This window comes from Blochmannia endosymbiont of Camponotus sp. (genome assembly GCF_023586365.1).
Classification (GTDB): Bacteria; Pseudomonadota; Gammaproteobacteria; order Enterobacterales; family Enterobacteriaceae; genus Blochmanniella.
On sequence record NZ_CP097759.1, the window covers coordinates 1 to 12,899 of the forward strand.

11 protein-coding genes are annotated in these 12,899 nt (G+C 30.7%); 7 read left to right on the forward strand and 4 right to left on the reverse strand.

Annotated features, from left to right (window positions below):
• Positions 1–125 precede the first annotated feature (125 nt).
• Positions 126–752, forward strand: a complete 627-nt coding sequence (gene upp / locus M9407_RS00005) for a uracil phosphoribosyltransferase (RefSeq protein ID WP_250231846.1) — start codon at positions 126–128, stop codon at positions 750–752.
• 152 nt (positions 753–904) lie between these two features.
• On the opposite strand, the gene bcp is transcribed toward upp, so the two are convergent.
• Complete coding sequence (bcp, locus tag M9407_RS00010; RefSeq protein ID WP_250237088.1) at positions 905–1,378, reverse strand: thioredoxin-dependent thiol peroxidase; 474 nt, start codon at positions 1,376–1,378, stop codon at positions 905–907.
• A 406-nt stretch (positions 1,379–1,784) separates the two neighbouring features.
• Here bcp and dapA point away from each other — a divergent pair, with 406 nt between their 5' ends.
• Together dapA and M9407_RS00020 are read left to right on the forward strand one after the other, a co-directional pair.
• Positions 1,785–2,684, forward strand: coding sequence for a 4-hydroxy-tetrahydrodipicolinate synthase (gene dapA / locus M9407_RS00015; RefSeq protein WP_250237091.1), 900 nt, complete (start codon positions 1,785–1,787; stop codon positions 2,682–2,684).
• Positions 2,685–2,737: 53 nt separating this feature from the next.
• Positions 2,738–3,028, forward strand: coding sequence for a hypothetical protein (locus tag M9407_RS00020; protein ID WP_250237093.1), 291 nt, complete (start codon positions 2,738–2,740; stop codon positions 3,026–3,028).
• Between the two features lie 200 nt (positions 3,029–3,228).
• Here M9407_RS00020 and dapE read toward each other — a convergent pair whose 3' ends face one another.
• From dapE to M9407_RS00035, 3 genes are all read right to left on the reverse strand, one after another.
• On the reverse strand, positions 3,229–4,380 hold the full coding sequence (dapE, locus tag M9407_RS00025; RefSeq protein WP_250237095.1) for a succinyl-diaminopimelate desuccinylase: 1,152 nt from the start codon (positions 4,378–4,380) through the stop codon (positions 3,229–3,231).
• 175 nt (positions 4,381–4,555) lie between these two features.
• Complete coding sequence (gene tkt / locus M9407_RS00030; RefSeq protein WP_250237104.1) at positions 4,556–6,553, reverse strand: transketolase; 1,998 nt, start codon at positions 6,551–6,553, stop codon at positions 4,556–4,558.
• 112 nt (positions 6,554–6,665) lie between these two features.
• Positions 6,666–7,229 (reverse strand): transaldolase family protein, encoded by a 564-nt coding sequence (locus M9407_RS00035; protein ID WP_250237105.1) that lies wholly within the window; start codon positions 7,227–7,229, stop codon positions 6,666–6,668.
• A gap of 1,584 nt (positions 7,230–8,813) precedes the next feature.
• Here M9407_RS00035 and cysP point away from each other — a divergent pair.
• From cysP to cysA, 4 genes are read left to right on the forward strand one after another with little or no spacing between them, the layout of a single operon-like run.
• Complete coding sequence (gene cysP / locus M9407_RS00040; RefSeq protein WP_250237107.1) at positions 8,814–9,809, forward strand: thiosulfate ABC transporter substrate-binding protein CysP; 996 nt, start codon at positions 8,814–8,816, stop codon at positions 9,807–9,809.
• Positions 9,809–10,642 carry a sulfate/thiosulfate ABC transporter permease CysT gene (cysT, locus tag M9407_RS00045; protein ID WP_250237109.1) on the forward strand — a complete coding sequence of 278 codons (834 nt, stop codon included), beginning with the start codon at positions 9,809–9,811 and terminating at the stop codon, positions 10,640–10,642. The genes cysP and cysT overlap by 1 nt, the downstream gene beginning before the upstream one ends.
• A complete protein-coding gene (locus M9407_RS00050) occupies positions 10,642–11,502 on the forward strand; it encodes a sulfate ABC transporter permease (RefSeq protein ID WP_284309710.1) in 861 nt (286 codons plus the stop codon). Before cysT ends, M9407_RS00050 begins: the two co-directional genes overlap by 1 nt.
• Positions 11,503–11,524: 22 nt before the next feature.
• Positions 11,525–12,592: a sulfate/thiosulfate ABC transporter ATP-binding protein CysA gene (cysA, locus tag M9407_RS00055; RefSeq protein WP_250231855.1), complete on the forward strand. Its 1,068-nt coding sequence runs from the start codon at positions 11,525–11,527 to the stop codon at positions 12,590–12,592.
• Positions 12,593–12,899 lie beyond the last annotated feature (307 nt).

The window sequence follows — 12,899 nt, forward strand, 5'->3', positions numbered from 1 at the left end:
CTTCAAATATCAATTTAAATAATACCCCATCCCTACTATCTAAAGATGGGGTATTATTTAAATTGATATTTGAAAGTATAATGTCTCATATTTGAGTATTTGCTTTCATGGAGAACAAAATTGATATGAAAATAGTTGAAATTAAACATCCATTAGTACGTCACAAATTAGGACTAATGCGTATTTGTGATATTAGCACTAAACGTTTTAGAGAATTGTCTTCAGAATTAGGTAGTTTGTTAACTTACGTAGCTACCGATGATTTAGAAATGGAAATAGTAACTATTAAAGGGTGGTGTGGATTGGTGAAAATTGCACGTATTAAAGGAAAAAAAATAACAGTGGTACCAATACTACGCGCTGGATTAGGTATGATGAATGGTGTATTAGAGCATCTTCCCAGTGCACGTATTAGCATAATAGGGATTTATCGTAATGAGATTACTTTTGAGCCCATTCCATATTTTCATAAACTAGTTTCCAATATCAATGAACGTATGGCTATGGTGTTAGATCCTATGTTAGCTACTGGCGGATCAATCATTGCTACTATTGATTTATTAAAAAAATTTGGATGTAATAATATAAAGGTTTTATCAATAGTAGCAGCACCAGAAGGAATTGAAGCCCTGGAAGAAAAACATCCAGATATTGAATTATACTTAGCTTCTATAGATCAGAAAATTAATAAAAATGGCTACATTATACCAGGATTTGGGGATGCTGGTGATAAAACATTTGGAACTAAATAAGCATATGATTCCTTGTAATTAAGGATTTTTAATTGTTTTAAATGTATTCGCTATACGGATTTTATATATGGACTTTTCATCAATCATTAATACATTAATAACTAATATAAGAAGACGCATACGCATATATGTGTATTCTGGTATTTATGCGGTTAATGCCCATCAGTTAGATAACGTAACACGATCTGATCATGATCGACAGGTTTAAAATATTTAAATACTTGCTCGATAGTACCAGTTTGGTCGATGATGAAACTAACACGATGTATGCCGTTATATGTTTTTCCCATAAACCTTTTTTCTCCCCATGCTCCAAATTTCTTGGAAATTTGGTAGTTTTCATCATAAAGTAAAATAAAGTTTAGCATTTCTTGTTCAGAGAATTTTAAAAGTTTTTCTGATTTGTCGTTACTGATTCCAATTATCTCTATTCCTAATTTTCTGAATGTATCCATATTGTCTCTTAATTTACATGCTTGTACAGTGCATCCTGGTGTCATGGCTTTAGGATAGAAATAAATAAGAATTTTTTTTCTTCCTATATAAGAATCAATATTAACTAAAACCCCATTTTGATCAGGTAAATTAAATTGAGGGACTGTGTCTCCAGGTTGTAATAATGCCATAGTATGTTCCACCAATAATTAATAATTATGTGCATATATATATATATATATATATAACTTATGTTTAATTTTAATATTATTTTTAATGTCTGTATAGAATATACATAAATTATTTAATAAAAAATTTTGAATTATCATATTTCAACGTATTGTTAACGAAGAATAATTTACTTAATAATTAAAAATATAATGAAAATAATTTTTAATTAATTTAAAATATTAAACGGTAGTAAAGATAAGCATGTTTATTAATAAATAACTGTTTTAATATTATTAAAAATAGCGGTATTGTTTGTTATATATGAAGAACGATTAATGTATTATTTGATGTTTATTGCCATTTTATTTGGATGTTTTTATTGAATAACAATATTTTATAGATTTTGTTTATTGGAGACAATGGTTCATGTTTACGGGAAGTATAGTGGCGTTAATTACCCCAATGGATCTAAAGGGTGCTGTAGATCGAACAAGTTTAAAGAAACTTGTTGATCATCATGTAGTTAGTGGTACATCAGCTATTGTTTCCGTCGGTACAACTGGAGAGATGTCTGGGCTTACACATGAGGAGCATGTTGATGTGGTTATGCGAACCTTGGAATTTAGTGATGGCAGATTGCCTGTTATAGCGGGTACTGGCGCTAATTCAACTGCAGAGGCGGTTGCATTAACTAGTAAATTTAATGATAGCGATATAGCAGCTTGTTTAAGCGTCACTCCTTATTATAATCGTCCCAATCAAGAAGGATTATTTCAGCATTTTAAGGCTATTTCAGAAAGCACAGAATTACCTCAGATATTATATAACGTTCCAGTACGCACTGGTTGCGATATGTTACCGATTACTGTTTCTCGTTTAGCCAAGATAAAAAATATAGTTGGTATTAAAGAGGCGACCGGAAATTTAAATCGAGTAAATCAATTAAAACAGTTGGTTCATGAAGATTTCGTTTTGTTGAGCGGAGATGATTTAAGTGCATTAGATTTTATGAAACTTGGAGGGGTTGGAGTAATTTCCGTTACAGCAAATATTGCTGCAAAGGAAATGGCTGAGTTATGTAAATTAGCAAATGAAAACGATTTTTTAAACGCACAATACATTAACCAGCGCTTGATGCCTGTGCACCGAGCGCTATTTATTGATTCTAATCCTATGCCAGTGAAATGGGCTTGCAAAGAATTAGGATTAATATCGCATTATGTTTTGCGTTTACCTATGACTGTTTTATCTGAGGTACATCGTGATGTGCTAAAGAAAGCTTTAATAGATTCAGGGTTATTTTATGATCAGTCTAATTATAAATAAGTATTTATACAAGGGTTATAATGTTAACTTTTTTAGAGATTTTGTGTATCTGTATGGTATTACTATCAGCTTGTTCTTTCGGAATATACAAGGAAGATCGCTGTAAACTTAATGGTGATTTATCTTATTTAGATGCCGTATCTTTGGAGGCATTAAATATACCGGAAGATTTAGGTGGTGCATTTCTTACATCACATAATGATTATGTTGTTCCTGATGTTATCAAAAAAGATAATACTATTGCTATTGCTCAAAAAGTAGGCAAACAACTAAACATATGTCCTCCTTTGATCTTTTCTACAGATATGTCACATGAATCGTGTTTAATTAATATTGAAGATTAATTTTTAATATAAGCATTAGTTATCCCTGATTTTTTAAATTATTTTCAATATATGCATTAAAAAACAGTAACTACATATTTATTATATGTAATATTGAATGACACCTCGTATATATGCAATAATAATACACGTATGTGATTAACAAAAATATATCTTGGTTTCAGATCTGTTGTAATAATACATTATTGACATGTAGCATATTATACTAGTATTAAATCTTCTATAATCTTTTGATATATAGAGCTAAGTAATTTTAAATCAATTAGATCAATGTATTCGTTAACTTTATGGATCATATGGTTACGTGCCCCTAATTCTATGACTTCTGTCCCCATTTTAGCTATAAAACGTCCATCAGAAGTACCTCCTGTAGTTTCTAATCGAGGTTCAAATTTTTGGTAATATTTAATTGCATTGACCGCAACATTAGTCAATTGTCCAGGGTTACTAAAATAAGGCTCTGCAGAAAGTTTCCAATCGATATTATAAGGTAAAGTATGACATGTGAATATTTCATTTGTGTATCTTTTAATCTTGTCAATAGAACATTTATCATTAAAGCGTACATTAAAATTTAATATAACTGTATGGGGTGTAACGTTGTTGTTGTTATTATTAGAATAAATATCAGTAATTTGTATAGCAGTAGGAGGAAATAATATACTTCTTTCTTGATCCCATGTAGTCTGTAGTAAATCTGACAGAGCTGGAATGATTAAATGTATTGGATTTTTAGAGAATTGAGGATATGCTACATGCCCTTGAGATCCATGTATTGTCAGTTGCCCAATAAGTGAACCACGTCTACCATTTTTTATGACATCACCTAGTTGATCTTGACTGGATGGTTCCCCGACTATGCAATAGTCTATATGTTCATTACGCGCAATTAGAGATTCTACAACTTTTGTGGTTCCGTTGATGCCACTGCCTTCTTCGTCAGAAGTGATAAGAAACGCAATCCGTCCTTGATAATTAGGATGTTGGTCGATAAAATTGGCGGCGGCTACTAACATAGCTGCTAATGCTCCTTTCATATCAATAGCACCTCGTCCATGTAATATATTATTATGTACTAATCCTGAGAATGGGGGATGATCCCAGCATTGAAGATCGCCAGGATCGACCACATCAGTATGCCCAATAAACAATAATGTTGTGCATTTTTGTTGTTTTTTACAACCATGAAATGCCCAAAGATTAAGAGTGTTATCAAAACGCATTAACTCTATATTAAAATTTAGTTTTTTTAAATAATCTGCAATTATTTCATGACAACTATGATGGTTTGGACTCACCGAAGGTTGTTGAATTAATTTTCGAGCTAATGTTATTAGTGTTGAATAATTCATTTTATATTTTCCAATGGTAATAGTTCTGATCAAATTATCTTGAATTTAATAACTCACAGGAATAAGTCATACATATACTCAATACAAAATTCGGATATAACTATACCAATAAATATTGGTATAGTTATATAAATGTATTTTATGAAAAATTAAACATTTTTGGTGATCTGTTGATTTAGGATTTGTTGAGTAATTTATATGATTTATTGATCACATAGTCCACAGTAAAGTTAAAAAATTTAAATAATTGATGTGATGGAGCTGATTTTCCAAATGTATTCATACCAATGATTTCACCATATATTCCAACATACTTATACCAATAGTCAGTGCTGCTAGCTTCGATAGCTATTCTATTAATTACTGCGTTTGGTAATACGTATTCACGATATGATTTATCTTGCTGATCAAAGATATCAGTAGAAGGTAATGATATGACTCGTATTTTGTAACCTTCATCGGTTAATCGGTAATATGCTTGTATTGCTAATATTATTTCTGACCCAGTAGCAATTATAATTAATTCAGGGATATTTTGGCAATCTTTAAGAATGTATCCGCCCCGAGTAATGTTATTAATTTGTGTTGAGGTGCGTTCCTGTTGCATGAGATTTTGTCTGGATAAAATCAATACGGTTGGTCCGTGATGTTCAATTGCTGATTTCCAGGCAACTGCTGTTTCTACTTGATCACAGGGACGCCATACTATTAAATTAGGAGTCATACGTAAACTTGATAATTGTTCTATCGGTTGATGAGTTGGACCATCTTCTCCTAATCCAATAGAATCATGAGTATAAATCATAATATGATGACTATTCATTAATGCTGCCATGCGAACCGCGTTGCGTGCGTATTCAACAAACGTTAAAAACGTAGCAGTATAAGGTAAAAAAGCTCCATAATTAGCAATCCCATTGGCAATAGCAGTCATCCCGAATTCACGTACACCGTAATGAATATAATTTCCGGCAGGATTCTGCATAATAGAAGAAGATTGAGACCAAGTTGTCAAGTTGCTGGGTGTTAAGTCTGCGGATCCACCAAAAAGCTCTGGTAATTCTTTAGAAAAAGATTCAATTGTAATTTGAGAAGCTTGACGTGTAGCAATATTTTGAGAATGCGCCTGTAAATTTTCAATAAATTTTTGTGTTTTTTTATGCCAATCATCGGGTAATTTTCGTTGTATTCGTCTTATTAATTCTTTTGCTAAATTAGGATAAGTAACCTGGTATTTACGAAAAAGTTGTTGCCAATTATCTTCTTTTTTTTGTCCCAGTATCGTGGCATTCCATGATTTATATATTTCTTTTGGTATGACGAATTGAGGTTCATTCCAGTTAAGAGCTTTTCGAGTAGCAGCCACTTCTTCTACTCCTAATGGAGTGCCGTGAGCGTTATGTGTTCCGCTTTTATTTGGAGCTCCGAAAGCAATAATAGTATTACATATTAACAATGATGGTCTATCTAATGTGGATTTAGCCTGATCAATTGCAGCTTTAACAGCATTCCTATCATGTCCATTTATATTACGTATTACATGCCATCCATAAGATTCAAAACGCATGGCAGTATCATCTGTGAACCATTCTTGTACATCACCGTCTATAGAAATGCCGTTATTATCGTAAAATATAATTAATTTATTTAATTTCATAGTTCCAGCTAGCGCGCAAGCTTCATGAGAAATACCTTCCATCATGCATCCATCTCCTAAAAATACATAAGTATAATGATTGATGATATTAAACTGTGCGCGATTAAATTGAGCTGATAGTGTCCGTTCAGCAATTGCAAATCCTACAGCGTTAGCAAGACCTTGCCCTAGTGGACCTGTTGTAACCTCAATTCCATCAGTATACCCACATTCTGGATGCCCGGGTGTTGTTGAATTTAATTGTCTAAAGTTTTTTAGATCTTCTATAGATATTTTGTATCCGGTTAAATGTAGTATGCTGTATAGCAGCATTGATCCATGCCCATTAGATAAAACAAATCGGTCTCTATTAATCCAATTGGGATTGCTTGGGTTGTGATTTAAGTAATCCCTCCATAATACTTCAGCAATATCCGCCATACCCATGGGACAGCCAGGATGCCCAGAATTAGCTTGTTGTATAGCGTCTATGCTCAATATACGTATGGCATTAGCTAATATTTTTTCTGATAACATAAAGTGTTTTCCTAATATTGAATGTTTTAATTGAACGATTATGAAATGTTCTCTCTCATAGAGAATTATCGAATACGGTTAGTGAATTTTTCCATGCTTATTTTATTATTTTTTAAAAGGTTGATTGATACACAGGGATAGGTGTATTAAATATTTTATTTAAAAAAGAAAATACACGCAATTTGATAGGCTGTGCACGCAAGATTAATTGACTGTGTTGTTTGAGTAATTTTTTAGCACTTGTTAAGCAATCATATTCATTTGTAACTATTATGATTGGGTCATCTGTATATAAATTAGTATTTATAGAAATATTGTTTTCGTAGTATTTATTATGGTCAAAATAATTTTTATTTATTTTTTGTATGTTAGGAGAATTGTAAATACTGAATGGTACATATCGATTATACCAGTTGTCAATCAGTTCTATAAATGGATAAATGAAATATAAATTCGATGTGGTACATGTACATTTTTGATCTAAAGAAAGTAAAAGTTTTAAATTAATTTGGATATTGTTTTTTTTTAATTCTGTTGTTTTTTTTATGTTTTTCCAATTGATAGTGATTTTTATAATCACATGATCTGAATCTGTGTTTTGATTTTTATAGGTTGCGATAAATCTGTAATATTTTTTTATTCTAAAATATTTATTAGAAGCAGATATTATATCCATTTTTATGAAGACATGCCTAGAATATTGTCTAAAATTTTAGTGTCGATATGAGTTTTTAACTTATTTATTGTGTTAATTGTACTAATACATGTAGCATAATCTTTTTTTATAGTATAAATTATTGTATATTCAATGAATTTGTAATGAGAACTGAAAAAAAATGGTTTTAGAATAAGAAACGGGTTAGTAATGGCATTATTATGTGAATGGTAATACCAAATGGCGTTAATATTTTTGATATTCTCTATAATTCCTGAAATTTTTCTTAAACTATTTGATGGATTCATTACTGACTCCGTATTACGTATTATAATTGGGTAATGTTAACGATATTTACAATTATTTTAAAATGCATATAGTAAAATATATTTATAAGTATAAATATATTTATTGTATGTTTTATTTCTATCAAAACATGTTATATATAAAACATATATATGTATTATATACAAGTTGTATCATATCACACAATATGTGATGCAATGAACGTTGCGTGTTTTGTAAATAATTTATTAATTAATGTATGTATATCTGTATGTCAGGTGATTGTATTAAAATAGTAAAGATTGTTATTATTATCATAATTTAATACCGATTGTAATTTTTATTATCTAATTGCAAAGATCATTATGATTGCAGTAATTTTTTAAGCGTTAAGTTAATGAGGTTTTTATTTTGTTAGAGCGTCACAAAAGTCACATTATACTATGTGATCAATATATTATTGCATATAATACATACTAGCAATTATTCTGAAGTATGAGTTTTATTATGTCATGTGTAATAGTATTTATATATTAAATAGGCGGTTTAATTTTTTTATATTAGTATGTTCTTTCCGTAATAAAATTATATATTGTGTAATAGATAACTAATTAATAGTAAAAGTAATTTTTGAATTTATTTAAAATAATTATTTTTCATTTTTTTTGCAACGAGCTATTTTGTTTAGATTACAATGATAGTATAGCACAAATTTTATTGTAGTGTTAACGATAATAAGCATCGCTCAAATTGTATGAAATTAATCGAAAGCATCGATACATAAAGATAAGTATCTGTTACATAAATAGTTTATTACAACAGAATTATTTTTTAATTTTTAAATTTTAATTATTTAATGATCGTATTGATAATTATTTTAGGTTTTAAGTCAAGTTAATGAAAATATCTATATTTATATATAGAAATCATGTTTTAAATTATCTTTTATCTTTATATAGGATCTTTTATGCAGTTTAAAAAAAGATAATATTATTATATTTGATCATAAATTATAATATTGAATATGGTGGTATTTTTACAGAGAGAAGTATAGACAAGATTAATCAAATATGATTGATTTAAATTTCATTCAATTAATAATTCGGCAATATGAATAATTCATCTATATAATAAAAGATATCATCATATATTAATAATTGGTTATAAAACTTTCATGCAAGTACAAATTTGTGTGTGGTATATATCTTAATTATGCATGTATTATAGAATGATATTCTATTGACTGGAAGGAAACTCTCTATTTTGAGTAGGTATGTTTGTATTCGCATATATATGATTATTATGCATATTATTTTAAAAATGATTAAAGTGACAGCGTTATTATATTGTGTTTTTTGCGTTCCAATACATGGAACTGTTTTATTAAATAGTTCTTATGATGTGTCTAGAGAATTATTTTTAAAGATTAATTCGGATTTTATCGAATATTGGAAGGATCTTCATCCTGAAGATACATTAATTATTCGTCAATCTCATGCCGGATCTACTAGACAAGCTATGGCTATATTACAGGGACTGCGTGCGGATGTGGTGACATATAATCAGGTGATAGATGTACAAATTTTGTGTGATCGGGGACACTTAATTCCTAAAAATTGGCAAGATCGATTTCCAAATCATAGTTCACCATTTTTTTCGACTATGGCTTTCTTGGTGAGACGAGGTAATCCAAAAGGAATTTATAATTGGTATGATTTAACTAATGAGGGCTTGAAAATAGTATTTCCTAATCCTAAAACTTCTGGTAATGGACGTTATACTTATTTAGCAGCTTGGAATTTTTTTTTAAAAAATAGCGATGGGGATATAGATCAAACTCGAATTTGGATGCAAAAATTTTTAAAAAATGTAGAGGTATTTGATACTGGAGGACGTGCTGCTACCTCTACTTTTGTTGATCGTAATCAAGGAGATGTACTAATTAATTTTGAATCTGAAGCAAAATTAGTTCGAAGTCAATATGGATTTGATAATTATGAAATTGTTATACCCACTCCGAATGTTTTGGTAGAATTTCCAGTGACCTGGATAGACAAAAACGTCATTAGAAACGGAACTAAAGATGTAGCACAAGCTTATTTAGATTACCTATACATCCCTTCAGTGCAAAAGATTATTACTAAGTTTGGGTACCGTGTCAGTACAACTGATATTGCTCAAATATATCAAAATGGATCTGTTGGGAATCAATTATTTAGAGTAGAGGATCAATTTGGTAATTGGAATGCTGTTATGAATATGCACTTTAAACGTGGTGGTGAATTAGATCAATTGTTATCAATAGGACATCGTTGATGTTATTTTCTTCATCTAAACATACGTTACCTGGATTTGGGATAGCACTGGGTGGAAGTTTATTGTTTGTGTGTTTGATTCTATTATTACCTTTAAGCGCGTTAATTATGCAATTATCTCAGATGAGTTTCTCTCAATATTGCGATGTGATCACAGATCCAGCATTATTGGTTTCTTATAAAATTACCTTATTGGCTGCTGGGGTAGCAACATTATTTAACGCGATATTTGGACTATTAGTATCATGGGTAATAACTAGATATCAATTTCCTGGTCGGAAATTATTAGATGCGTTAATAGATTTACCTTTTGCTTTGCCTACCGCGGTGGCGGGATTAACTTTGGCAACATTGTTTTCAACATCAGGTTGGTATGGGGCTTGGTTATCTCGATTTGGCATCACAGTGTCGTATACGTGGATAGGTATATCTATTGCTATGATTTTTACAAGTATTCCATTTGTAGTACGAACTGTACAACCGGTGTTAGAAGAGTTTACCGCAGAATATGAAGAAGTAGCAGAAACTCTCGGAGCTGATCATTGGCAAATTTTTTATAATGTAATTTTTCCAGAATTGGCACCAGCTTGGTTGTATGGCGTAGCATTATCATTCATACGAAGTTTAGGTGAATTTGGTGCGGTTATTTTTATAGCTGGAAATGTTGCTTGGAAAAATGAAGTTATCTCTTTAATTATTTTTATTCGTTTACAGGAATTTGATTACCCAGCAGCCAGTGCTATTTCTTCTGTAATTTTAATTATTTCTTTATTATTATTATTTTTTACTAGTATGTTTCAATTACGAATAAACCGAAGGTTTAAAGGGTCTTAATGGTAAGCATGTTGAATAATTATGTCAATAGAAATTACAGTAATAGTTATAACAGTAATATTAAATGGAACCAATGGATTCTAATTAGTTTCACTATGTTTATATCAATGATGTTATTGTTAGTTCCTTTAATTGTGATTTTTGTATTTGCTTTTTCAGAAGGTTTAAAAATAGTAATAGCAAATTTAATAAATCAAGATATGATACATGCTATTTTTTTGACGGTTATTGTAGCATTATTTGCGGTACCTATTAATGTATTTTTTGGTATATTAATGGCTTGGTTAGTGACTCGTTTTAAATTTTGTGGAAGACAGTTATTGTATATTTTAATAAATATACCCATCGCTGTTTCTCCAGTAATTGTTGGATTACTGTATTTATTGCTTTACGCAAATAATAATACAATAACAAATTGGCTGGATTTGCATAATATACAAATAATATTCACATGGGTAGGATTAGTGTTGGTGACTATTTTTGTTACTTGTCCTTTTATGGTACATGAGCTCGTTCCTGTGATGGTGAATCAAGGAAGACAGGAAGACGAGGCAGCTATACTTCTTGGAGCATCTGGTTGGATGATGTTTCGTTATGTTACTTTTCCAAATATTCGATGGGCTTTGTTATACGGCGCTATTCTTACTAATTCTCGTGCTATTGGTGAATTTGGAGCAGTATCTATAGTATCAGGATTAATACGGGGCGAGACATATACTGTGTCGCTATATGTAGAATTATTGTATCAAGATTATAATACTGTAGGCGCATTTGTTGCCGCAGCATTATTAGCGTGTATTTCAATTTTTATGTTGCTTATTAAACATTATTTACAAGGTCGTTTAAAACGTATTAATTAATATTATGATCTAGGAATAAGAAATGAGCATTGAGATAGATGGAATCACCAAATTTTTTGGTCATGATAAAATATTGACTGATATTTCTTTATATATTGAATCTGGAGAAATAATAGCGTTATTAGGACCATCCGGTTCTGGAAAAACCACATTACTACGTATTATTGCTGGGTTAGAACATTATAATAGTGGTTGTTTGCGTTTTAGAGGTAAAGATGTCAGTCATCTTAGTGCACGTGATCGTCATGTTGGTTTTGTTTTTCAAAATTATGCTTTGTTTCGTCATATGACAGTATCAGATAATATTTCTTTTGGTATAAGAATGTTGCCGCGCCATAAACGTCCAAATTCTCATATAATTAGTAAAAAAGTTACGCAATTATTGAGCATGGTTCAATTAGAACGTTTGGCAAATAGATATCCTACTCAACTTTCTGGAGGTCAAAAGCAACGTGTAGCTCTGGCTCGTTCCTTAGCAATTGAACCGGAAATTTTACTGTTAGATGAGCCATTTGGTGCGTTAGATACACAAGTTAGAAAAGAATTACGTCGTTGGCTTCGCAAGTTGCATAATGAATTTAAATTTACTAGTGTTTTTGTTACGCACGATCAAGAAGAAGCTATGGAAGTTGCTAATAGAATAGTAGTGATGAATCGAGGAGTTATTGAGCAGATAGGCACACCTAAAGACATTTGGTGTGTGCCGGCTACTCGTTTTGTTTTAGAGTTTATAAGCGAAGTTAATTGTTTACAAGGAGTAGTATGTGGATCGGAATTATTTATTGGGTCTTATCATTGGCCTTTATCATATATCCCGGCTTTACAAGGAAAAGTGGAATTATTTTTTCGTCCTTGGGAGATGGATATAAGTAAAGAGCATAATGTCCTTTATCCGCTACCAGCCAAGATTGTGAATGTCAGTTTGCATGGTTATTATTGGCAATTAAGTGTAGAGCCTTTAGGATGGCATCAAGATTTATTGACTATAATTTTAGGGATCAAAGATATTTTTGGTGTTCCAGAATGTGGTGCATATTGTTATTTAAGCGGTCGTAATGCACGATTATATTCAGGGGAAATAGTGTTGTAATTAATGTTTTTAAGATTCTGTGACTTATGTAATTAGTAGTACGCATTGTTTTTAATGTATGGTTGATTCAGCACATGGTGCTGGTATGGATAGTGTGTGCAGATAATTGATATTTTCATATTTATCGTTGTATATAAGAGTTAGGTTTTTATTTATGAATTTTGTGCTGCCAATCTATCTGAGCAATCAGATTGTAAAATATGTTGAAAAGCAGATATATATCTAATGAAAAAATTATTGCTGATTCATTGTTTTATTTATACGTTCTACTGATTATTTTATTTGTGTATATATAAAAAAATGCATA